The 20876-nt window shown below is 67.6% G+C and carries 22 protein-coding genes; 15 read left to right on the forward strand and 7 right to left on the reverse strand.

Annotated elements, in window-relative coordinates; genetic code table 11:
* Window positions 1-56 precede the first annotated feature (56 nt).
* Both DFR39_RS09780 and yihA read right to left on the reverse strand, forming a co-directional pair.
* The gene (locus tag DFR39_RS09780; RefSeq protein ID WP_133603362.1) at window positions 57-959 is read right to left on the reverse strand and encodes an alpha/beta fold hydrolase; all 903 of its coding nucleotides are present in this window, start codon (window positions 957-959) and stop codon (window positions 57-59) included.
* Between the two features lie 54 nt (window positions 960-1013).
* On the reverse strand, window positions 1014-1772 hold the full coding sequence (gene yihA, locus DFR39_RS09785) for a ribosome biogenesis GTP-binding protein YihA/YsxC (protein ID WP_133603363.1): 759 nt from the start codon (window positions 1770-1772) through the stop codon (window positions 1014-1016).
* Between the two features lie 66 nt (window positions 1773-1838).
* On the opposite strand from yihA, the gene DFR39_RS09790 reads away from it, so the two are divergent.
* The 12 genes from DFR39_RS09790 to DFR39_RS09845 all read left to right on the forward strand — a co-directional run bounded on the left by DFR39_RS09790 (window position 1839) and on the right by DFR39_RS09845 (window position 13678).
* Complete coding sequence (locus DFR39_RS09790) at window positions 1839-2456, forward strand: c-type cytochrome (protein WP_133603364.1); 618 nt, start codon at window positions 1839-1841, stop codon at window positions 2454-2456.
* Between the two features lie 96 nt (window positions 2457-2552).
* Window positions 2553-4715, forward strand: a complete 2163-nt coding sequence (locus tag DFR39_RS09795; RefSeq protein WP_409846365.1) for a cytochrome c biogenesis protein ResB — start codon at window positions 2553-2555, stop codon at window positions 4713-4715.
* Complete coding sequence (ccsB, locus tag DFR39_RS09800) at window positions 4712-6070, forward strand: c-type cytochrome biogenesis protein CcsB (protein ID WP_133603365.1); 1359 nt, start codon at window positions 4712-4714, stop codon at window positions 6068-6070. The genes DFR39_RS09795 and ccsB overlap by 4 nt, the downstream gene beginning before the upstream one ends.
* 17 nt (window positions 6071-6087) lie before the next feature.
* Window positions 6088-6906, forward strand: a complete 819-nt coding sequence (locus tag DFR39_RS09805) for a substrate-binding periplasmic protein (RefSeq protein WP_133603366.1) — start codon at window positions 6088-6090, stop codon at window positions 6904-6906.
* A gap of 61 nt (window positions 6907-6967) precedes the next feature.
* Window positions 6968-7933 carry a protein-methionine-sulfoxide reductase catalytic subunit MsrP gene (gene msrP, locus DFR39_RS09810; RefSeq protein ID WP_133603367.1) on the forward strand — a complete coding sequence of 322 codons (966 nt, stop codon included), beginning with the start codon at window positions 6968-6970 and terminating at the stop codon, window positions 7931-7933.
* A gap of 7 nt (window positions 7934-7940) precedes the next feature.
* The gene (locus tag DFR39_RS09815) at window positions 7941-8537 is read left to right on the forward strand and encodes a protein-methionine-sulfoxide reductase heme-binding subunit MsrQ (RefSeq protein WP_133603368.1); all 597 of its coding nucleotides are present in this window, start codon (window positions 7941-7943) and stop codon (window positions 8535-8537) included.
* 172 nt (window positions 8538-8709) lie between these two features.
* Window positions 8710-9486 (forward strand): SDR family oxidoreductase, encoded by a 777-nt coding sequence (locus DFR39_RS09820; RefSeq protein WP_133603369.1) that lies wholly within the window; start codon window positions 8710-8712, stop codon window positions 9484-9486.
* A gap of 38 nt (window positions 9487-9524) precedes the next feature.
* Window positions 9525-9920 (forward strand): dihydroneopterin aldolase, encoded by a 396-nt coding sequence (locus DFR39_RS09825; RefSeq protein WP_133603370.1) that lies wholly within the window; start codon window positions 9525-9527, stop codon window positions 9918-9920.
* Between the two features lie 34 nt (window positions 9921-9954).
* A complete protein-coding gene (ttcA, locus tag DFR39_RS09830; RefSeq protein ID WP_133603371.1) occupies window positions 9955-10893 on the forward strand; it encodes a tRNA 2-thiocytidine(32) synthetase TtcA in 939 nt (312 codons plus the stop codon).
* A 111-nt stretch (window positions 10894-11004) separates the two neighbouring features.
* The gene (locus DFR39_RS09835; protein WP_133603372.1) at window positions 11005-11646 is read left to right on the forward strand and encodes a DUF4136 domain-containing protein; all 642 of its coding nucleotides are present in this window, start codon (window positions 11005-11007) and stop codon (window positions 11644-11646) included.
* 62 nt (window positions 11647-11708) lie between these two features.
* Complete coding sequence (gene glmU, locus DFR39_RS09840) at window positions 11709-13088, forward strand: bifunctional UDP-N-acetylglucosamine diphosphorylase/glucosamine-1-phosphate N-acetyltransferase GlmU (protein WP_133603444.1); 1380 nt, start codon at window positions 11709-11711, stop codon at window positions 13086-13088.
* A gap of 173 nt (window positions 13089-13261) precedes the next feature.
* Entirely contained in the window at window positions 13262-13678 is a 417-nt protein-coding gene (locus DFR39_RS09845; RefSeq protein ID WP_133603373.1) for a hypothetical protein, read from the forward strand.
* An 18-nt stretch (window positions 13679-13696) separates the two neighbouring features.
* On the opposite strand, the gene DFR39_RS09850 is transcribed toward DFR39_RS09845, so the two are convergent.
* Entirely contained in the window at window positions 13697-14578 is an 882-nt protein-coding gene (locus DFR39_RS09850) for an N-formylglutamate amidohydrolase (protein WP_133603374.1), read from the reverse strand.
* Window positions 14579-14595: 17 nt separating this feature from the next.
* Window positions 14596-15561: a tripartite tricarboxylate transporter substrate binding protein BugE gene (locus DFR39_RS09855; protein ID WP_133603375.1), complete on the reverse strand. Its 966-nt coding sequence runs from the start codon at window positions 15559-15561 to the stop codon at window positions 14596-14598.
* Window positions 15562-15675: 114 nt separating this feature from the next.
* Between DFR39_RS09855 and DFR39_RS09860 the strand changes: the two genes are divergently transcribed.
* From DFR39_RS09860 to DFR39_RS09870, 3 genes are all read left to right on the forward strand, one after another.
* Complete coding sequence (locus DFR39_RS09860; RefSeq protein ID WP_133603376.1) at window positions 15676-16563, forward strand: LysR substrate-binding domain-containing protein; 888 nt, start codon at window positions 15676-15678, stop codon at window positions 16561-16563.
* A 163-nt stretch (window positions 16564-16726) separates the two neighbouring features.
* Complete coding sequence (locus DFR39_RS09865; protein ID WP_133603377.1) at window positions 16727-17521, forward strand: DUF3047 domain-containing protein; 795 nt, start codon at window positions 16727-16729, stop codon at window positions 17519-17521.
* 68 nt (window positions 17522-17589) lie between these two features.
* The gene (locus tag DFR39_RS09870; protein ID WP_133603378.1) at window positions 17590-19113 is read left to right on the forward strand and encodes a phospholipase D family protein; all 1524 of its coding nucleotides are present in this window, start codon (window positions 17590-17592) and stop codon (window positions 19111-19113) included.
* Here DFR39_RS09870 and DFR39_RS09875 read toward each other — a convergent pair.
* The 3 genes from DFR39_RS09875 to DFR39_RS09890 all read right to left on the reverse strand — a co-directional run bounded on the left by DFR39_RS09875 (window position 19088) and on the right by DFR39_RS09890 (window position 20822).
* Entirely contained in the window at window positions 19088-20329 is a 1242-nt protein-coding gene (locus DFR39_RS09875) for an alpha/beta fold hydrolase (protein WP_133603379.1), read from the reverse strand. The two genes, DFR39_RS09870 and DFR39_RS09875, sit on opposite strands and share 26 nt — an antisense overlap.
* A 68-nt stretch (window positions 20330-20397) precedes the next feature.
* Complete coding sequence (locus DFR39_RS09885; RefSeq protein WP_211343836.1) at window positions 20398-20634, reverse strand: hypothetical protein; 237 nt, start codon at window positions 20632-20634, stop codon at window positions 20398-20400.
* Window positions 20631-20822 carry a hypothetical protein gene (locus DFR39_RS09890; protein ID WP_133603380.1) on the reverse strand — a complete coding sequence of 64 codons (192 nt, stop codon included), beginning with the start codon at window positions 20820-20822 and terminating at the stop codon, window positions 20631-20633. The genes DFR39_RS09885 and DFR39_RS09890 overlap by 4 nt, the downstream gene beginning before the upstream one ends.
* Window positions 20823-20876 lie beyond the last annotated feature (54 nt).

A 20876-nucleotide genomic window follows, 5' to 3' on the forward strand; every position in this document is an offset into this window, starting at 1 on the left:
GGCCGCAGAGCCCGCACACACGGCCCGCACACACGGCCCGCGCGGCCGGAGCGCGTTCAGCCCGGCGGGGGCAGGAAAGCCTGGATCAGGCGCAGCAGCAGCTCAGGCCGCTCATGCAGGATCCAGTGCCCCTCCCCCTCTACCCGGTGCAACTGAAGCCGGGGCACGAACTGCTCCAGCCCGTCCAGCAAGCCGGGCAGCAGGGCCACATCGTCCAGGCCCCAGATCACCTGGGTAGGCAGCTCCACCCGCAGCAGCTCGGGCGGCAGGCTCAGGGCCTGGGCCGCAGGATCTTCGGCCGTGGCCGGCCGCATCGGCGAGGCCCGGTAGTAGTTGAGGGGCCCTCGCAGACCCTGGGCCCAAAGTTCGCGATAGCGCTGGCGCTGCGCCTGGTCCAACCAGGCAGGCGCCTGCCCCTGCCGGTAGAAGAAGGGCCATAGCCGCGCGTAGTCGTTCTCGGCCAGCAGGGCCTCGGCATCGGGCCGGCACAGGAAGTTCATATAGGCGCTGGCCGCGCGCTGTGCCGGCTTGTGCTGCAACTCGCGCAGAAAGGTCCCCGGATGCGGCGAGTTGATGATCACCAGGCGGCGCATCAGCGCGGGCCGCTGGGCCGCCAGATTCCAGGCCACGGCACCGCCCCAGTCATGGGCGATCAGGGCCTCCAGTGGCCCCTCGCCCGTGGCCTCGATCAGCTGGGCCACATCGCTCATCAGGGATTTGGCCCGGTAGGCCTGCACCGCCTCGGGGGCGCTGCTGCGCTCATAGCCCCGCAGATTGGGGGCGATGCAGCGCCAGCGCGTCGCGAGTTGCTGCATCAGCGTGTCCCAGACGAAGGCGCCCTCGGGAAAGCCGTGCAGCAACAGCAGACGCGGCGCATCGCGCGGGCCGCAGGCGCGGCAGGACAGACTGATGGGGCCGCTGCCACTATCGGGCAGCTCCAGCACGAAGGTCTCGATCATCCGGCTCCTCCCTGGGGTGGCGGCCAGTATCGGCCGCCCGCCGGAGCCGCCCTGTCAAGCCGGCGACAGGGGGCCGTCCGGTGCCTGCGCCGCATCGGCGGCCTCAAGGGCCGCCGCCGCGCGCGGCGCATGGGCCCACTGGTGCAGGATGTGGGCCACATCGGCCACGCCCTGCTTCTTCAGCGCTGAGAACAGGGTGATGGACACATCGGATTCCTCGGTGGCCATGGCTGCGAGCCGCTCCTGGGTCTGGCGCAGGGCGGCATCGGCCTCCTTGCGGTTGAGCTTGTCGGCCTTGGTCAGCACCACCAGCAGCTTGACCTCGCCGGTCGCGACGCGCCGCTGCACGAAGTCCAGCAGCTGCTGGTCCAGATCGGTCAGGCCCAGGCGCGAGTCCACCATCAGCACCACGCCGGAGAGACTGCGGCGGACCTCCAGATAGTCGGCCATCACCTTCTGCCAGCGCTGCTTGGCGTCGCGATTCACCGCGGCATAGCCATAGCCCGGCAGGTCGGCAAAAAGCGCATCGGCCGCATCCTTGGGGCCCAGCTCAAACAAATTGATGTGCTGTGTTCGCCCAGGCGTTTTCGATGCGAACGCCAAGCGCTTTTGCTGCGCCAGCGTATTGATCGCCGTCGACTTCCCTGCATTTGAGCGCCCGACAAAGGCAATCTCGGGCAGCTCGGTGGGCGGTAGGTGGACCAACTGGCTGGCCGTGGTCAGGAAACGGGCCGTGTGGGTCCAACCCAACACCGTCTTGTCATCGGGCTCGGCGGGGGCGCTCTGGGGCGCGATGCGGGTGTCGGGGTTCATCTCGGGGGGCCTTGTTAATTCGCCATTGTAAAATCTCCGAGTTGCGCTTACCCAACCCGAGAACACATGAAGACTGCTGCTATCTTGTTGTCTGGCTTCACTTTCGCTGCTGCAGCCCTGGCTAGCGGCGCGCCGGCGGCGGCCAAGCCGGATCTGGCCAAGGGCCAGGCCACGGCCACCCAACTGTGTGCAGCTTGCCACACTGTGGATGGTTCCCGGGGCAGCCCGGCCAACCCCATTCTGCAGGGCCAGCACCCGGAATACCTGGCCAAGCAGCTGCACGAGTTCAAGGACGGCAAGCGCAAGAACGCGGTGATGCAGGGCATGGCCGCGACGCTGTCGGATGAAGACATCCGCAATGTCTCCGCCTTCTACGCCAGCAAGACCGCCAAACCGGGCTTCGCCAAGAACAAGGAACTGGTGACCCTGGGCGAGAAGATCTACCGCGGCGGCATTGCCGATCGCCAGATCCCGGCCTGCGCCAGCTGCCACACCCCCACCGGGGCCGGCATGCCCGCCCAGTACCCGCGCATTGGCGGCCAGCACAGCGACTACACCGAGGCCCAGCTGAATGCCTTCCGCGCCGGCACCCGGGGCAACAATGCCCAGATGCTGGCCATCGCGGCCAAGATGAACGACCGCGAGATCAAGGCAGTGTCCGACTACATCGCCGGCCTGCGCTGAGCCACCAGCCCGATGTCCCGGGTCTGATCCGTACTTTCCAGCTGTTGTAAAAAGGCCGGCGCAACTCTGCCCGGCCTTTTTTGTTTGCCCGCACGAATGTCCGCTGCCGCCTCCGACACCCCCGCCGCCCCTGCGCCGCCCGCCGCCCCATCAGGCACCAGTGCTCCGCGCGGACGCCCATGGCAAGACGCCTACGAGCTGCTGTCCTCGATGCGCTTTGCCATCGCGCTGCTCACCGTGATCTGCATTGCCTCGGTGATCGGCACCGTGGTCAAGCAGCGCGAGCCGCTGAACAACTATGTCAACCAGTTCGGCCCCTTCTGGGCGGAGCTCTACGGCAAGCTGGACCTCTACACGGTCTACAGCGCCTGGTGGTTCTTGCTGATCCTGGGCTTTCTGGTGCTGTCCACCAGCCTGTGCATCGCGCGCAACACGCCCAAGATCCTGGTCGATCTCAAGAGCTACAAGGAAGGGATACGCGAGAGCGCGCTGCAAGCCTTTCATCACAAGGCCATCGGCCATCTGCCTCAGCCTGCCGAGCAGGCATTGAGCGACGTCTCGGCCCTGCTGGAGGCCGAGGGCTGGAAGGCCAGGGCCCAAATCCGCGACAAGGGCACCATGGTGGCCGCGCGCAAGGGCGCGGCCAACAAGATCGGCTATCTGGCGGCCCATGGCGCCATCGTGCTCATCTGCCTGGGCGGTTTGCTAGACGGTGATCTGTTCGTGCGCGCCCTGATGTGGGCCCAGGGCAAGTCGGCCTACCAGGGCGGCGGCCTGGTCAGCGAGGTCAAGCCCGAGCATCGCCTGGCCGCCGACAACCCGAGCTTTCGCGGCAATCTGATGGTGCCCGAGGGCGGCCGGGCCGCCACCGCCATCCTCTCCATGCCCGATGGCGTGGTGCTGCAGGAGCTGCCCTTCGATGTGGAACTCAAGAAGTTCATCGTCGAGTATTACGCCACGGGCATGCCCAAGCTCTTCGCCAGCGAGATCGAGATCCGCGACCACGAGACCGGCAAGACCCATGCCGCCACGGTCAAGGTCAATGAGCCCGCCCATCACCGTGGTGTGGCCATCTACCAGAGCAGCTTCGACGACGGCGGCTCCCAGCTGCGCGTGCGCGCGGTGCCCCTGAGCGGCTCGGCCGCACCCTTCGAGATCGAAGGCGTGGTGGGCGGCGCCACCACCCTGTCCAACGGCGACGAGAAGCTGAATCTCGAATTCAGCGGACTGCGGGTGATCAATGTGGAGAACATGGCCGCCCCCACGCCCAGCGGCACCGATGTGCGCAAGGTGGACCTGGTTGCCTCGGTCCAGGCCCATCTGGGCAGCGGGGCCAAGCCGCGCGGCGACAAGACGCTGCAGAACCTGGGGCCGTCCTTCAGCTACAAGCTGCGCGACGCGGCCGGCCAGGCCCGCGAGTTCAACAACTACATGGTCCCGGTTGAGCTCGATGGCCAGCGGGTCTTCCTGGCCGGTGTGCGCGACACGCCGGCCGAGGCCTTCCGCTATCTGCGCATCCCCGTGGACGAGCAGGGCGGCATGGACGGCTGGCTGCAGCTGCGCCAGGGTCTGGCGGACGCCGGCCTGCGCGAGCGCGCCGCACGCCGCTATGCCCAGCTGGCCACGCCGGACGACAAGCCGCGGATGGGCCCCCAGCTGCAGGCCACGGCCCTGCGCGCGCTGACCCTGTTTGCCGCCGCCGAACCGTCCGCGACCGGGACTTCTGGCCCGGATGGCAAACCCCTGGGCGGCTTGCCGGCCCTGTCGCAGTTCATCGAACGCGAGGTCCCCGAGGCCGAACGCAGCCGCGTGTCCGAGGTGCTGCTGCGCATTCTCAATGGCAGCCTGTTCGAGCTCTACAAGCTGGTGCGCCAGCAGGCCGGCCAAGCGGTACCCGAGGCGGGCAGCACCACGCAGGGCTTCATGACCCAGGCCGTCCTGTCGCTTTCGGACAGCATGTTCTACCCGGCGCCGGTGCTGCTGCAGCTGTCGGAGTTCAAGCAGGTTCAGGCCAGCGTGTTCCAAGTGGCCCGGGCCCCCGGCCAGAGCCTGGTCTATCTCGGCGCCGTGTTGTTGACGATCGGGGTGTTCGCGATGCTATACATCAAGGAACGCCGGCTGTGGATCTGGCTGGAGCCGGTCCACAATGGCGGCACCCGTGTGCGCATGGCTCTGTCCTGCACCCGGGCCTCGCCCGACACTGATACCGAGTTCGAGAACCTGAGCAAGGCCTTGTTGAAGGACGCCCGAGCATCATGAACACCGCCACCGCAAGCATCACCCTGGGTCGCCAAGGCTATTTCGCCCAGCGCGACTGGCAAGACTGGGCCTTTGCCCTGCTGGTCCTGGCCAGCGGCCTCTTCGCCTTCTGGCACTACCGCGGCTCCATGAATGGCTATGAAGAGGTCATACTGGCCTGCTCCATGCCCTCCCTGGTCTTGCTGGGCTGGTTCTGGAAGCCGCTGCGCCTGCTCAGCGTGCTGGTCGGCGCCACCAGCATCCTGGCCATCCAGCTCTACCTGGGCAAGACCGACGACTTCGGTGCCGACCTGGCGGCCGCCGAGCAGGTCTTCCTGCTCAAGTACCTGCTGTCCAGCCAGAGCGCCATCCTCTGGATGAGCCTGCTCTTCTTCATGAGCACCCTGTTCTACTGGGGCGGTTTCTTCAAGGGTGAAGGCCAGGACAGCGCGGCCGAGGCCATTGGCTCGCGCCTGGCCTGGGGCGCGGTCTTCATGGCCCTGGTGGGCACCATGGTGCGCTGGTTCGAGAGCCACCAGATCGCCGCCGACATCGGTCATATCCCGGTCAGCAATCTCTACGAAGTCTTTGTGATGTTCGCCTGGCTGACGGCGCTGATGTACCTGTACTACGAGCAGCGCTTCAAGACGCGCGCGCTGGGCGCCTATGTGATGCTGATCATCAGCGCCTCGGTGGCCTTCCTGCTCTGGTACACCGTGGCCCGCGGCGCCCACGAGATCCAGCCCCTGGTGCCGGCCCTGCAGAGCTGGTGGATGAAGATCCATGTGCCGGCCAACTTCGTGGGCTACGGCACTTTTGCCATGGCCGCCATGGTGGCTCTGGCCTATCTGCTCAAGACCGCCTCGCAGCGCGCCCTGTTGGTGGGCCTGATCGGCATTCCTGCGGCACTGATCCTGATGATCCTGGCCGTGCGCTTCGGCGCCAGCGGGCTGTCGGCCGAGACGGTATCCGGCCTGGACGGCTGGGCGCGCAAGATGGGTGGGGTGCTGATCTTCTTCGCCCTGTGCGTGGCCCTGCGCACCAGGCTGACCGCCCGGCTGCCGGCCCTGACCCTGCTCGATGACCTGATGTACAAGGCCATCGCCCTGGGCTTTGCCTTCTTTACCATCGCCACCATCCTGGGCGCCTTCTGGGCGGCCGAGGCCTGGGGCGGCTACTGGAGCTGGGACCCCAAGGAAACCTGGGCCCTCATCGTCTGGCTCAACTATGCGGCCTGGCTGCATATGCGGCTGATGAAGGGGCTGCGCGGTCAGGTGGCCTCCTGGTGGGCCTTGGTGGGCCTGCTGGTCACCACCTTTGCCTTCCTGGGCGTCAATATGTTCCTCTCGGGCCTGCATTCCTACGGCGAGCTCTGATCGCGGCGATACGGCTGATGCGCCACTGCCTGCCGTTCCTGCTGCTTGTCCTCGCGCTGCTGCGCCCGGACGTGGCTGCGGCACGGGTGGTGCAGATCGCCACCGGCGAGCTGCCGCCCTATGCCACCGAAAGCCGCGCCGACAAGGGGGTGGCGCTGCAGATCGTGCGGCGCGCCTTTGCCCTGGCGGGGCATGAGGTTCGCTTTCACTTCATGCCCTGGTCGCGGGCCCAGCTGGAGACCAAGGCCGGGCTCTGGGATGCCTCGGCCTACTGGGGCGCCAGCGAGGAACGTCGTCGCGACTTTCTGCTCAGCGACACCGTGCTGGTGGAACAGTGGCAGCTGGTCTCGCTGCGCACGCTCAAGTTGGAGTGGCAACGGTTGGAGGACCTCGGTGCCTGGCGCATCGGCGTGATCCGCGACTACACCTACACGCCCGAGTTCTGGCGCCTGGTACAAGCGGGGCGCTTACAGACCGACAACACCACCGATGATCTGGCCGGCCTGCGCAAGCTGCTGCTGCGCCGCATCGATGTGCTGCCCATCGAGCGCAATGTGGCCTGTGATCTGCTGGCGCGCCACTTCAGCCAGGCCGAGGCCGCGCAGCTGGCCATCCATCCACGCCTGCTGACCGAGAGCTTTACGACCCACCTGCTGCTGCCGCCCCAGCTGCCACGCAGCCAGACCCTGCTGCAAGACTTCAACCGCGGTCTGCGCCAGCTGATCAGCTCCGGCGAGCACGCCCGCATCATGACCAGCGTCAGCTGCCCCCTAGGCTGGGCCCCGCGCCCCGCCTCGCAAGACCCTGCCGCCACAGGTACACGCCAGACACCGTAAGCTTTTGGCCGCTGGCGCGACTGATGAGTTGCATCAGCCACCCGCCCCAGGAGCTCTCGAAATGTCCTTCCTCATCCGCAGCCACGATCCCACGCAGCCCAGCCCCAGCGAGATCACCCCGCAGCCGATCTACCGGGGGCGGCGTGAGTGGCTGCAGGGCCTGGCCGCGGGAGCCGCCCTGGCCGCCTGGCCGGCGCGCGAGGCCCTGGCCCAGACGCGGCTCGCGGCCACACGCAGCGCCCTGCCCGGCGCCCTGACCATGGAGAAGCAGACCTCGCGTCAGGACGCCACCAGCTACAACAACTTCTACGAATTCGGCACCGACAAGGCCGACCCCGCCCAGCGCGCCCACACCCTCAGGACCAGCCCCTGGAGCGTGGCCGTGGAAGGCGAGATCGCCAAACCCGGCGTCTACGATCTGGACAGCCTGCTCAGGCTCGCCCCCATGGAAGAGCGCATCTATCGCCTGCGCTGCGTGGAGGGCTGGTCCATGGTCATCCCCTGGATCGGCTACTCCCTGGCCGAGCTGATCCGCAAGGTGGAGCCCAACTCCCGCGCCAAGTATGTGGAGTTCACCACCCTGGCCGACAAGGCGCAGATGCCGGGCCTGCGCTCGGGCGTGCTGGACTGGCCCTATGTGGAAGGGCTGCGCTTGGATGAAGCCATGCATCCGCTGACCTTGCTGAGCTTCGGCATGTATGGCGAGGTCATGCCCAAGCAGAACGGCGCGCCGCTGCGTCTGGTCGTGCCTTGGAAGTACGGTTTCAAGTCCGCCAAGTCCCTGGTGCGAATCCGCTTTGTCGAAAAGCAGCCCATCTCCAGCTGGACCCGCGCCGCGCCCCAGGAGTACGGCTTCTTCTCCAATGTGAACCCGCAGGTGGATCACCCCCGCTGGAGTCAGGCCACCGAGCGCCGCATCGGTGAGGACGGCTTGTTCGCCAAAAAGCGCCCCACCCTGATGTTCAACGGCTACGAGGCCCAGGTGGGTCAGCTCTATGCCGGCATGGACCTGAAAAAGCTGTATTGAGGTGCGATTGTCCCCGCTGCTGCGGCACCCGGCCGCCAAGCCCCTGCTCTTTGCGCTCTGCGCCCTGCCCCTGGCCCAGCTGGTCTGGGGCGCCGCCAACAACAGCCTGGGGGCCAATCCGGCCGAGGCCCTGATACGCGGGCTGGGTGACTGGACCCTGAGGCTGCTCTGCCTGAGCCTGGCCATCACCCCGCTGCGCCAGGCCCTGAATCAGCCGCTGCTGGCACGTTTTCGCCGCATGCTGGGCCTCTGGGCCTTTGCCTACGCCAGCCTGCACCTGCTGGCCTACGCCTGGCTGGACATGGGGCTGGTGCCGGGCGACATCGTCCGGGACATCGCCAAGAGACCCTTCATCCTGATGGGCTTCCTGGCATGGGCCCTGATGCTGCCCCTGGCGGCCACCAGCTTCAACCGAGCCATCCGGGCCCTGGGCGGCGCGCGCTGGCAGGCCCTGCACCGCCTGGTCTATGGGCTGGCCCTGGTCGGCTTGGCCCACTTCATCTGGATGCGCGCCGGCAAGAACGACTTTGCCGAACCCGCGGTCTATGGTCTGCTGCTCGCCCTGCTGCTGGGCTGGCGTCTGCTCAGGGCCATGCGCCGCTGAGGGGAAAACCGGCGTCACCCGGGCCGCAAGCCAGGGTCTTTGCGCCAGCTGAGATAATTGCGCCCTCGCGCTTGTCGGCCCGCCGCGTCGATTCCAGCTCGGCCCGGCGTGTCTAGACCGCGGGGCCCCGGCTTCGCACCCCCTTACGCCCTCTGCTACCCCAGCCACGCCCATGAACCGCAGCCTCCCTGTTGCCCTGATCACCGGTAGCGCGCGCCGGCTCGGCCGCGAGATCGCCCTGCACCTGGCCGAGACCGGGGGCTGGACGCTGGCCCTGCACTGCCACCGCTCCCAGGCCGAGGCCCAGGCCCTGGCCGAGGAACTGGCCGGGCGCGGCGTGCAGGCCGCGGTCTTTGCCGCCGACCTGGCGGACGAGGCCGCCTGCGAGGCCCTGCTGCCCGCCGTCCAGGCCCGCTTCGGCCGGGTGGATGCGGTGGTGAACAATGCCTCGCTGTTCGAGTACGACGATGTGGCAGGCTTCAGCCACGCGAATCTGGAGCGCCACTGGCGTGCCAACACCGCGCCGGCCATCCTGCTGGCGCGCGCCCTGCACCGCCATCTGGAAGCCGCCGGCCGCCAGGGCTGCGTGGTGAACCTGCTGGACCAGAAGCTCTGGAACCCCAACCCGGACTACCTGTCCTACACCCTGTCCAAGGCCGCGCTGGAGTCGGCCCAGACCCTGCTGGCCCAGGCCCTGGCGCCGCGCCTGCGCGTGTGCGGCGTGGCCCCGGGCGTGACCCTGGCCTCCGGGCCCATGAACGACAGCGAGTTCCAGGCCGCCCACAAGCTCACGCCGCTGCAGCGCTCCTCCACCCCGCAGGACATCGCGCGCGCCGTGCGCTTCCTGCTGGAGGCCCCGGCCATCACCGGCACCACCTTGCTGGTGGACGGTGGCCAGCATCTGGCCGCGCAGGCGCGCGACGTGATGTTCCTCACCGGCACGCCCTGAACCGCGCTGCCGCCCCGCCCTCAAGACCTGCCCCTGCCATGCAAAGCTCCCTCGCCCATCCGGCCCTGCTCGCCTGCCGCCGCCTCTTCCTGCGCAACTACGAGGTCTGGATCAATATCGGCGTGCACGATTTCGAGAAACGCGGCGAGCAGCGCGTGCTGATCAATGTGGACCTCTACATCCCCCTGGCCGAGTCCACGCCCACGCAGGACGAGCTCAGCGAGGTGGTGGACTATGACTTCATGCGCCGCTCCATCTCCGAGCGCGTGAGCCAGGGCCATATCCATCTGCAGGAGACCCTCTGCGATGACGTGCTCAAGCTGATGCTGGCCCACCCGCGGGTCAAGGCCGCCCGCGTCTCCACCGAAAAGCCCGATGTCTACCCCGACTGTGAATCCGTCGGGGTCGAGGTCTTTGGCATCAAGGATCTCTGAGCCCCCCGCCCCACACACTAGCCGATTGCCCCGCATGGATACCGCCGACACCTCCCTCCTGGACGCCGAGCGCGCCGCCGCCGAAAAGAAGCAGGCCCACGAGACCAACAAGCTCTCCAAGCGTCTGCACCGCCTGGTGGGCCAGGCCATCACCGACTTCAACATGATCGAAGACGGCGACAAGGTCATGGTCTGCCTGTCCGGCGGCAAGGACAGCTACTCCCTGCTCGACATCCTGATCAATCTGCGCCAGCGCGCGCCGATCAAGTTCGACATCGTCGCGGTCAACCTCGATCAGAAGCAGCCCGGCTTCCCGGCCGAGGTGCTGCCCACCTATCTGAAGAGCATCGGGGTGGACTTCCATATCGAGACCCAGGACACCTACAGCATCGTCAAAAAGCTGGTGCCCGAGGGCAAAACCACCTGCAGCCTGTGCTCGCGTCTGCGCCGCGGCATCCTCTACCGCGTGGCGCAGGAACTGGGCGCCACCAAGATTGCTCTGGGCCACCACCGCGACGACATCGTGACCACCCTGCTGCTGAACATGTTCTTCGGCAGCCGCATGAAGGGCATGCCGCCCAAGCTGGTCAGCGATGACGGCAAGAACGTGGTGATCCGCCCCCTGGCCTATGTGCGCGAGTCCGACCTGGTGAAGTGGGCCGAGCACCGTCAGTTCCCCATCATTCCCTGCAATCTCTGCGGCAGCCAGGAGAACCTGCAGCGCGCCAACGTCAAGGCCATGCTGCAGGACTGGGACAAGAAGTTCCCGGGCCGGGTCGACAATATGTTCACCGCCATGGGCAATATCGTCACCTCGCACATGATGGACCGCCAACTCTTCCCCTTCGAGACCATCAAGGCCACGGGCACCCCCGATCCGGACGGCGACATCGCCTTCGACGAGGAAGAGCACTGCGGTCCCGCCGAGCCGGCCACCGGCTCGGTGATCAGGCTGATGCGCGAAGAGGACTGAAGTCCGCCCCAGCCTCCGCAGGGACTTGCAAGGCCGCCAGGCCCGGTCAACGCGGGCCTCGCAAAATCGTTGCGTGGTATACCTGCAGCAGTGAGCAAGGAGGCACCCCATATGATCAGCATCTCTCGTCGGCTGGCCCTCACCGGCCTGAGCGCCCTGGCCCTTCTGGGGCTGTCGGGCTGCGCCGCCCTGAACACCATCACGGCGGACGCACAGAGCTTCGGCAGCTGGCCGGCTGGCCGCCAGGCCGGCAGCTTTGCCTTTGAGCGCCTGCCCTCGCAGCAGCTCAATGAGCAGCAACAAAGCGAGCTGGAGAGCGCGGCACGCAGCGCCCTGGAAAAGGCCGGCTTCACCGTCGCGGCCGATCCCAAGACGGCCGATGTGCTGGTCTCCATCGGTGTGCGCGTCAGCCGCAGCGACAACGCGCCCTGGGATGACCCACTGTGGTGGCGCTGGAACGGCAATTACTTCGCCTGGCGCTACGGTCCGGCGTGGCGCCCGCACTTCAGCCGCTTCGGCTACCCCTATCCCATCGATCCCATGATGGAGCGGCGCTACGACCGTGCGGTCGCCCTGCTGCTGCGTGATCGCAAGAGCAACGAGCCGCTGTACGAAGCTCGCGCCAGCAATGACGGCGCCACGGTCGGCAGCCTCAGCCTGTTCGGCGCCCTGTTCGAGGCCGCCATGGCCGACTTTCCCCAAACCCAGCCCCAGCCCCATCCGGTGAGCGTGCAACTGGGGGGTGGGCAGTAAGAAAAGCGCCGCTATCCAGCACTGATAATCGCGGCTTCGCAACAAGCCGCGATTTGTCTTTTATGGCGCTCAATATCGTGATCATGGCCGCGGGCAAGGGTACCCGCATGAAGTCCGCCCTGCCCAAGGTGCTGCACAAGCTGGCCGGCAAGTCCCTGCTGCGCCATGTGCTGGACACCACGGCTGGCCTGGGCGCCGCCCAGCGCCTCGTGATCACGGGCCATGGTGCCGACCAGGTGGAGAACGCCGTGGCCGGCCCAGGCATCGCCTTCGTGCGCCAGATGCCCCAGCTGGGCACGGGCCATGCGATCCAGCAGGTCGTGCCCCACCTGCCCGACAGCGGCAGCACCCTGATCCTCAACGGCGACGTGCCCCTGATCCAGGCCGAGACCGCGCGCCGTCTGGCCCAGGCCTGCGGCGGCGACAAGCTGGCCCTGCTGACCATCGAGCTGGCCGACCCCACGGGCTATGGCCGCATCGTGCGCGATGAGCAGGGCGGCGTGCGCGCCATCGTCGAGCACAAGGACGCCAGCGCCGAGCAGCGCGCCATCCGCGAGGGCTATACCGGCATGATGGCCGCGCCCACCGCGGCGCTCAAACGCTGGGTCTCAGCACTGAAGAACGAGAACGCCCAGGGCGAGTACTACCTGACCGATATCGTGGCCATGGCCGTGGCCGAGGGCGTGCCGGTGCTGGGTATCGCCGCCCCCAACGAGACCGAGGTGCTGGGCGTGAACAGCCCGCTGCAGCTGGCCGATCTGGAGCGCCGCTTCCAGCGCCGCCAGGCCGAGACCCTGATGGAGCAGCACGGCCTGCGCCTGGCCGACCCGGCCCGCTTCGATCTGCGCGGCGAGCTCATCTGCGGTCAGGATGTGGAAGTCGATGTGGGCTGCGTCTTCGAGGGCCGCGTGGAGCTGGGTGAGGGTGTCCGCATCGGCGCCTACAGCGTGATCCGCAATGCCCGCATCGCGGCCGGCGCGCGCATCCACGAATTCACCCATATCGACGGCGAGGCCGCCGGCGCCAGCGTCGGCGAGGGCGCCCTGGTAGGCCCCTTTGCCCGCCTGCGCCCCGGGGCCGAACTGGGTGCCGAAGTGCATATCGGCAACTTCGTCGAGGTCAAGAACTCCAGCCTGGCACGCGGCGCCAAGGCCAATCACTTGGCCTATCTGGGCGACGCCACGGTGGGCGAGCGCGTCAATTACGGGGCCGGCTCCATCACCGCCAACTACGACGGCGCCAACAAGCACCGCACCACCATCGGTGCCGACGTGCATGTGGGCAGCAACTGCGTGCTGGTCGCGCCGGTGGAAATCGGCAGCGGCGCCACCATTGGCGGTGGGTCGACCATCACCAAGGCCGTGGCCCCGGGCGAGCTCGCCGTGGCACGTGGCAAGCAGGTGGGCATCCAGGGTTGGATTCGCCCCACGAAGAAGCGCTGAGGCGGCGCATTTTTGTGCGGTATTGCACACAAGCCTCCCTGCCGCCCCGACAATAGCCCTATATGCCCCCGAACCGGGGACATGCTCGCTGCATCAGCCGGCCTAGTATTGCGCTAGACAATTGCTGAGCAGTACCCATGTCGAAACAAGCGCCGACCTCCAAACAGCCGTCGATGAGCCAACCCGATTCAGCCTGGCAGGCCCTGGCCGACATCAGCAACGGCCCCAGCGAAGCCGAGGACGATGCCGAGCGCGCCGCCGCTCTGGAACGCTTGGCGCTGGAGCACGCGCGCTGCGATGACGCCGCCAGCGCCTGCTACTACCTGTGCCGCAGCCTGGGTGCCGCGCGTCAGATGGAGCCCAGCGAACCCGGGCTGGAATTGCTGTTCGAGCTCCTGGGCGCGCTGGCTGATCTGCCGCTGGGAACCGTGGAGCCGCCCCCCGAACCCGCGGTCCAGGGTGAGGCCGATGGTCTGGGTGTCTACGAGCTGTGCCAGCAGCTGCAGGCCGCACGGGAGCAGTCGCACCAGGCCTGGCGCGAGCTGGCCGAGGGCGATGCCGATGAAGGCACGCCCCTGCGCATCCACTGAGGCACTGACCCGCTCCGCTCAGAGCGAGCGGCGGATATGGGCAGCCACCGCTGCCAGGGTCTTGTCCAGGGCCTGCCTCAGCGTTTCAAAACCGGCATTGCGCTCGCGACTGAGCTCGTCCATGTAGAGCGGCCGACGGATCTCGATCTGCAGGCTGTGACGGCGCTCGGCCGGGCGGCCGATGCGGCCGATCAGGGCCACGCCCTTGTAGGGATCGTTGCGCGCCACGGTATAGCCCTGTGCGCGCAGGCTGTCCTCGATCAGATCCAGCAGGGCTGGCTCGCAGGTGCTGCCGTCGCGGTCGCCCAGCACAAAGTCGGCCAGGGGCTCGCTGCGCTTGAGGCCCAGACGCTCGAAAGCATTGTTGGGCATGGAGTGCAGATTGAGATGCCAGACCGCGCCAAAGCGGGCATGGGCCGCCTCAACGGCCTCGTTCAGGGCCGCGTGATAGGGGCGCCAGCAGCCCGCTATCCGCGCCTGCACCTCCTGCACCGAGAGCCGACGCCCATAGATGGGCTGGCCCTTGCCGACCTGGCGCCAGATCAAGCCATAGCCCAGGCGGGTCTTCTCGCCCGGGGCCAAGGGCTCGGGCCAGGGCCCGTCCAGCAGTTCGGGGTCCAGATCGCTGAGCTCGCGGTTGGGGTCGATATAGCTGCGTGGAAAGCGGGCGGCCAGCAGGGTGGCGCCGTGGCGCGGCGCGTCCTGCCAGAGCGCGTCCACATGGGTGTCCTCGCTGCAGCGCAGCTGGGCCAGGGGCAGGCAGCTGCCAAAGTCGGCGGGATAGTCCACGCCGCTGTGCGGCGAGTCACAGACCAAGGGCAGGGCCTCGCCCTCGGCCAGCTGCAGGCGATAGGCGGGGTGCTCCAGGGGGCCCTGGAGGCTCGCAGGCTTCAGCGTCATGCTCGGGCTAGGGGGTTTCAGTCCAGCTTGATCTGGGCCTTGGTGACGATGCGCTGGTACTTGTCCAGGGCGGCGCGGATCTGGGCGGCGAACTGCTCGGGGCTATTGGCCATGGGGATGCCGGCGATGGAGGCCGCCTTCTCCTTGAACTCCGGCGTGGCCATGGCCTTGTGGGCGGCCTCATGCAGCTTCTTCAGCACCGCCGGCGGCGTGCCGGCCGGGGCCACCAAGCCGAACCAGCCGCCCTCAGCCATCTCGGCAAAACCCAGCTCCTTGTAGGTGGGCACATCGGGCAGCACGGCGGCGCGCTGCGGCGCCAGCACGGCCAGGGCGCGCAGCTTGCCGGCCTTGATGTGCGGCAGGGTGGAGGGCAGGTTGTCGGTCATGGCGTTCACCACACCGGCCAGCGCATCGGTGGAGGCCTGGCCCGCGCCCTTGTAGGGGATGTGCAGCAACTCGATGCCGGCCAAGTCCATGAAGTGCTCGATGTTCACATGGCCCAGGGAGCCGTTGCCCGGCGAGGCAAAGCTGTACTTGCCCGGCGCGGCCTTGGCCAGGGCAATGAATTCCTTCATGGTCTTGGCGGGCACACTGGGGTGCACCACGAACACGCTGGGCACGGCCAGCACATTGGTGATGGGCGCAAAGTCCTTGACCGCGTTGTAGGGCAGCTTGGCGTAGACGGCCGGGTTGGCCCCATGCGTGCTCTGGGTGGCCATGCCGATGGTGTAGCCATCCGGTGCAGACTTGGCCACCGCCTCGGTGCCCAGGCTACCGCCGCCGCCGCCGCGGTTCTCCACCACCACGGTCTTGCCCAGGAAGGGGCCCATCTTCTCGGCCAGCAGACGGGCCACCATATCGGTGGAACCGCCGGGTGCGAAGGGCACGATGAGCTTGATGGGCTTGTCCGGATACTCGGCCAGCGCGCTCAGGGGCAGCAGGGTGGCCAGGGCAAGCAGGGTGCGGCGTGCGATGGGATGCATGGGGCTGGAGTCTCTGGAGCCAAAAGTGCCGCGATTCTGTCCCTCGCTCTACAAGCATGGAGAGACAATTCCGCACGCACGCATGCCTGCTTGTCATAGCAAAATCCACGCATCATGCGCATCCGATCACCCTCCCTGCACGAGCTGCACGCCTTTGCCGCCACGGCGCGGCTGGGCAGTTTCTCCAAGGCCGCCGATCTGCTCTGCGTCACCCAGGGGGCGGTCAGCCGAGCCGTGGCGCGGCTCGAGGCCCATCTGGGCCAGAGCCTGCTGGTGCGGCTGCCCCGCGGCAATGAGCTGACCGCCACGGGCCGTGACTATCTGGAGCTGATCGAGCCCGCCCTGCAGACCCTGGAAGCCGCCGCCGTGGCCCAGCGTGCGCCCGAGGCCACCACCCGGCTGCGCATCTCCGTGGCGCCCACCCTGGCCACCAAATGGCTGATCCCACGGCTGCCCGACTGGCAGGCCCTCTATCCCCATATTGCCCTGAGCCTCGCCCCCTACCGCCGGGAGGAAGACTTTTCGGACGCGGGCGTGGACGCCTGGCTGCGCCCCGGCGAAGGCCAGTGGCCGACGGGCATCATGGCGGAGTACATCGTGGGCCGCGAGATCGTGCCCATCTGCCACCCGCAGGAGCTGCGCGGCCGCCAGCCCCTGCGCCAAGCGGCCGATCTGCTGAGCCGCCCCCTGCTGTTCCATAGCAACTACCCGGAGAACTGGCGGCTCTGGCTGGCCGCCGCCGGCCTGCCCGAGGCGCAGCCTCGACCCAGCGCCGACTTTGAGCAGGTGGCCATGCTGGTCCAGGCCGTCATGGCCGGCCTGGGCGTGGCCGTGGTGCAGCGCTGTCTGATCGACGAGGAGCTGGAGAGCGGGCGCATCGCGATTCCCTTCGCGCAGCCCGTCTTGCTGGAACGCGGCTATATGCTGTGCACCCGGCGCAGCAGCCAGCCACAACGGGCACTGACCCAGCTGCGCCAGTGGCTGCTGGCGCAGGCCGGCTAGGCCATCGCCATCGGCCGCGCTGCGCCACGAAGCCCGCTGACTGCGCGCTCGTCCCTCTGCAGGCGGCCCGAAGCGGAGCGGGCCGGCGAACATTCGATACTCTGGGACCACGCCCAAAGGCGGCGATTCCACCCACATTTCAAGACCCATCGGGAGCCACGCCATGTTTCTTCAGGGCCGTCCATCGACGCGACTGGTCTGGATGATTGCCGGCATGGCGCTCAGCGCCGCCAGCAGTTCCGGAGCCTCTCCAGCAAGCCCCCCGCCGGCCCCAGCCGCCAGCGCCCCCTTTTCCGCTGGACAAGCTGCGGGCGCCCTGCCCGAGGGCTGGCAACACATCCCCTTCAACAAGCGAAAAGCGCCGACGCAGTGGCGCCTGGTCCAGGACGAGGGGCGCACCGTGCTGGAAGCCTCCGCGAACAACTCGGTGAGCTTGGTGATGCGCACAACATCGCTGGATCCGAAAGCGCCGACCATCGTCCAGTGGCGCTGGAAGATTGACTCGCATCCGGCCGGCGCCGACAACTCGGTGGCCGGCAAGGAAGACTCGGCAGCGCGCCTTGTCTTCGTGTTCGAGGGCGACAAGTCGTCCCTGCCCTGGAATGACAGAGTGGTCATGCGCATGGCCAAGACCCTGTCGGGTCAAGACATGCCCTACGCCACCTTGATGTACGTGATCTCCGGCGTGGCCGATGTGAACACCGTGATCGAGAACCCGCACACCCGGCGCGTGCAAATGATCGTGGCCTCAACCGCCCGTCAGTCGCTGGGGCATTGGGTGGAGATGCGGCGCGATCTCAGCGCCGACTTTCGCAAAGCCTTCGGCGAGGCACCGGGGCGCCTGATCGCCTATGGCGTGATGAGTGACACCGACAACACCGCCAGCAAGGCCAGGGCCTGGTACGGGGACATTGAAATCAACCCCAGCTCCGAGATCGCCGCGGGGAGCCCGCAGTGAGGCCGCAGCGATCCGCCGGCCTGGCCCTGCTACTGCTCTGCGTGTGCGCACTGCTGGGATGCAAGAGCATGGATTTCGCAGCGATCGAGAAGACGCCCTCGAGCGCGTTGCAGGATCCGAGCGGAACGCGCTTGGGCGAGCAGATCGCCCCCCAGTTGATCCAGCGGCCCGGACAGTCGGGCTTTGTTTCCCTGGAGCGGGGACTGGACGCCTTCGTGGCTCGGGCCGCGCTTGCCGAGGCCGCGCAGCGCACGCTCGACCTGCAGTACTACATCGTGCGGGGCGACACATCGGGTCGCTTGCTGCTGAGCCAGGTATTCGCCGCGGCGGAGCGTGGCGTGCGGGTTCGACTGCTTCTCGACGACTGGACCCTGGCCGACGCCGATGAAGCACTGGCGCAGCTAGACGCCCACCCCCAGATCGAGATCCGCCTCTTCAACCCCACCGCCAACCGCGGCTGGCTGAGTCTCTCGCGCTGGTTCGAGATCATCGGTGACTTCGCGCGCATCAACCGCCGCATGCACAACAAGGCCTGGATCGCCGACAACTCGGCCGGCATCATTGGCGGGCGCAACCTCGGGGATGAATACTTCGAGGCCAGTCCCGACCTTGAGTTTGCCGATCTCGACCTGCTGTTCATCGGCCCCGCGGTGAAGGAAGCCTCCGCCAGTTTTGATCGCTACTGGAACAGCGAGTTTGCCGTACCGCTTTCGGCATTTCAGCGCGTGGCGCCGGGTGTCCAGCAACGCCTGGCCCTCCAAGAGCAGTTTGCACAGGAGCGCCAACGCGCGGCCGGCACGCCCTTTGTCAAGAGTCTGGAGCGCTCGCCCCTGGCCATGGCCGTGCGCCAGGGCAGCCTGCCCTTCGTCTGGGCGCCGGCAAGAGTCCTGGCGGACGACCCGGCGAAGCTGGCGCTTCCCGAGGACGATCCCGCCCTGAAGCAAGCCAAGCGTGGCCTGCTGCTGACGGGGCAGCTGGACGCCATTGCGCCCAAGGTCATGCATGAGCTGCTGGTGGTGTCGCCCTACTTCGTGCCGGGCGAATCCGGCGTCGCCTCCCTGGCCGCGCTGAGCGCCGCCGGCGTGCGGGTGCGCGTGCTGACCAATTCGCTGGCCTCGAATGATGTGGTGCCCACACAGGCTGGCTATGCGCGCTACCGCCGGGAGCTGCTGGAAAAAGGCATCGAGCTTTATGAACTCAAGCCCAGTGCCGGCAAGCGCACCCAGCGCCACTCCGTGCGCGAGACGCTGGGGGGTAGTTCTCGGGCCGCGCTCCACGAGAAGTCATTCGTGGTGGACCGCAAATGGGTCTTTGTGGGCTCGCTCAATCTGGACCCACGATCGATACGCCTCAATGCTGAAATCGGCGTGCTGGTCCATAGCGCTGAACTGGCTCAACAAATCGCGGACGCTTTCGAACAGAACACCTCGGCACAACGATCCTGGCGCATGGAACTCCGCGAGGACGAGGTGGTGTGGGTTGATGCGGCAGGGCCGCAGGCCCTGGTCCACACCCGCGACCCGGACGCCTCGGTGTGGCGCCGACTCTCACAGGCCCTCTACCGACTCATCGCGCCCGAGTCTCTGCTTTGAGCATGTCGGCAGCCCGCGCCTGCGCCAGAAAATCCATGACGGCCTCCAGCGTGGCAGTCCGCAGTGCATCACTCTCCACCAACAGGGCGTGGCGCCCTTCGGGCAGACGCAGGCCCTTGCAATGCCCGCCCTCTGGGCGGGCGTTGGCATGGGCGCAGAACTCTTCCTGAGCGCGCGGCTCCACCACGGTGTCCTCCCCGCCCTGGATCAGAAGGACGGGAATCGCAATACCGGCCGCCCCCGGGCCACGGGCCGCGCGGGCCGCATCGCAGGCCTGCGTCACCCAGCGCAAGGTCGGGCCCGCGACCCGCGCGTCCGTGTGACCGCAATGCTCCCCCTCGCAGCGCGCCTGGCGATCCGACCAGCGGCGCTTCAAGCGCTCGATGCTGTGCGACATGCCCAGCGCGCCCGCGACCGGGTCGGCCTCGAAAGCCGCCAGCTCCGCGTCGAAACCCGGTCCCTGCACCTGCATGCTGGACAACCAGGGCAGGGAAAAGGGCAGGCGTGTCACGATGCGCTCGCACCAGCGGCGCAAGCCCTCGGACTCACCGGGCGCCGCGACACGCGGCTCATGCATGGGCGTCACCAGGGCGGCGCGCGAGAACGGTGTGGACGGGCCACGCCGGGCCAGATGCAGCGAGACCACCGCCCCGCCCATGGAATGCGCCAGCACCGACAGCGGCGCAGCCGGCTTGGCCGCCCGCCAGGTCTGCACTTGCGCGACAAAGGCCTCCAGATCGGAGACCAGATGATCGAAGTTGTCCAGATGCCCCTTGCTGGCATCCTGCGGTGCGCTCAGCAGCCGGGAGGAGAAGCCCTGCCCTCTATGGTCATGAACATAGACGGACCATCCGTTGCGCACCAGGTCGTGAATGAGCTCCTGGTACATGGTCAGGCCTTCGGTGAAGCCGGGCACCAGCACCACCCCACCCCGGCGCTCCTCCCGGTGGACATAGGCCCGGTAGTGAATGCGCACCGGGCGCTGCCACCAGCCCGTGGGCTGCCCCCAGAAGGAACCCACATGCCGATCCGCCAGACGCAGGGTGCGCGCCTCGATGTCCTCCCAGCTCAGCCCCGCAAAGTCCTGCTCGCCACTGAGTGCGAAGGACGAGGCCGACAGGGGCTGGAGCGTCTCAAAGGCCGAGGGCTCCGCCTGCGCGCAAGCCACGGTGCCGGCCATCAGCAAAGCCAGGGTCGCCCGTGCCGCCACGCGCATCGGGATGCTCGGTTTCGGCCGGGCTGGACGCACGCAGGCATCGCTTGCACGGCCCGGATCCTGCACCGTCAATTGGGCCTGCGCAGGATGATCTGCCGCAATTCCTCGAATTCCCGCTCGGTCACCGCCCCTTGGGCCTTGGCCTTCTGCAGATCGATCAACTCCTGACCCTTGGTGATGCGGGTGGAGCCCTGCACCGTGACTTCGGTACGCGTGCTCCCGCAGCCGACGAGGACCGCGGCGCCGAAAAGCGCCAGCGCCAGGGCCGCCAAGCGCGGCATGGAAGGGGTGGAAGTGGTCATCATTGCACCGACTCGATCAGCAAACGCTTTTGTTTCTGGTAGTCGCGCTCCGAGAGCGCACCGCTCTGGTAGGCCTTGTGCAGGTCCATCAGCTGCTGACCCACGGTCGCCTCGATGGGCACACGACTGACCTCGGTGGACGAGCATCCCAGCAAGGCGCAGCTGGCTGCCAACATGATCATGATCTTCACATCCGGGTCCTCCTGTCTGCCCAGCGTAGCGGCAGCCATCCGTACACGTCAAGC

It is taken from the genome of Roseateles asaccharophilus, from assembly GCF_004362405.1.
Taxonomy (GTDB): domain Bacteria; phylum Pseudomonadota; class Gammaproteobacteria; order Burkholderiales; family Burkholderiaceae_C; genus Kinneretia; species Kinneretia asaccharophila.

Excerpts from the sequence above, each read along its gene's own strand:
- ccsB (WP_133603365.1), top strand. The coding sequence starts at position 4,712 with ATGAACACCGCCACCGCAAGCATCACCCTGGGTCGCCAAGGCTATTTC.
- yihA (WP_133603363.1), bottom strand. The coding sequence starts at position 1,772 with ATGAACCCCGACACCCGCATCGCGCCCCAGAGCGCCCCCGCCGAGCCC.
- DFR39_RS09860 (WP_133603376.1), top strand. The coding sequence starts at position 15,676 with ATGCGCATCCGATCACCCTCCCTGCACGAGCTGCACGCCTTTGCCGCC.
- ttcA (WP_133603371.1), top strand. The coding sequence starts at position 9,955 with ATGGATACCGCCGACACCTCCCTCCTGGACGCCGAGCGCGCCGCCGCC.
- glmU (WP_133603444.1), top strand. The coding sequence starts at position 11,709 with ATGGCGCTCAATATCGTGATCATGGCCGCGGGCAAGGGTACCCGCATG.
- DFR39_RS09875 (WP_133603379.1), bottom strand. The coding sequence starts at position 20,329 with ATGCGCGTGGCGGCACGGGCGACCCTGGCTTTGCTGATGGCCGGCACC.
- DFR39_RS09855 (WP_133603375.1), bottom strand. The coding sequence starts at position 15,561 with ATGCATCCCATCGCACGCCGCACCCTGCTTGCCCTGGCCACCCTGCTG.
- DFR39_RS09790 (WP_133603364.1), top strand. The coding sequence starts at position 1,839 with ATGAAGACTGCTGCTATCTTGTTGTCTGGCTTCACTTTCGCTGCTGCA.
- DFR39_RS09820 (WP_133603369.1), top strand. The coding sequence starts at position 8,710 with ATGAACCGCAGCCTCCCTGTTGCCCTGATCACCGGTAGCGCGCGCCGG.
- DFR39_RS09870 (WP_133603378.1), top strand. The coding sequence starts at position 17,590 with ATGGATTTCGCAGCGATCGAGAAGACGCCCTCGAGCGCGTTGCAGGAT.
- DFR39_RS09865 (WP_133603377.1), top strand. The coding sequence starts at position 16,727 with ATGTTTCTTCAGGGCCGTCCATCGACGCGACTGGTCTGGATGATTGCC.
- msrP (WP_133603367.1), top strand. The coding sequence starts at position 6,968 with ATGTCCTTCCTCATCCGCAGCCACGATCCCACGCAGCCCAGCCCCAGC.
- DFR39_RS09805 (WP_133603366.1), top strand. The coding sequence starts at position 6,088 with ATGCGCCACTGCCTGCCGTTCCTGCTGCTTGTCCTCGCGCTGCTGCGC.
- DFR39_RS09780 (WP_133603362.1), bottom strand. The coding sequence starts at position 959 with ATGATCGAGACCTTCGTGCTGGAGCTGCCCGATAGTGGCAGCGGCCCC.
- DFR39_RS09835 (WP_133603372.1), top strand. The coding sequence starts at position 11,005 with ATGATCAGCATCTCTCGTCGGCTGGCCCTCACCGGCCTGAGCGCCCTG.
- DFR39_RS09885 (WP_211343836.1), bottom strand. The coding sequence starts at position 20,634 with ATGATGACCACTTCCACCCCTTCCATGCCGCGCTTGGCGGCCCTGGCG.
- DFR39_RS09850 (WP_133603374.1), bottom strand. The coding sequence starts at position 14,578 with ATGACGCTGAAGCCTGCGAGCCTCCAGGGCCCCCTGGAGCACCCCGCC.
- DFR39_RS09795 (WP_409846365.1), top strand. The coding sequence starts at position 2,553 with ATGTCCGCTGCCGCCTCCGACACCCCCGCCGCCCCTGCGCCGCCCGCC.
- DFR39_RS09825 (WP_133603370.1), top strand. The coding sequence starts at position 9,525 with ATGCAAAGCTCCCTCGCCCATCCGGCCCTGCTCGCCTGCCGCCGCCTC.
- DFR39_RS09845 (WP_133603373.1), top strand. The coding sequence starts at position 13,262 with ATGAGCCAACCCGATTCAGCCTGGCAGGCCCTGGCCGACATCAGCAAC.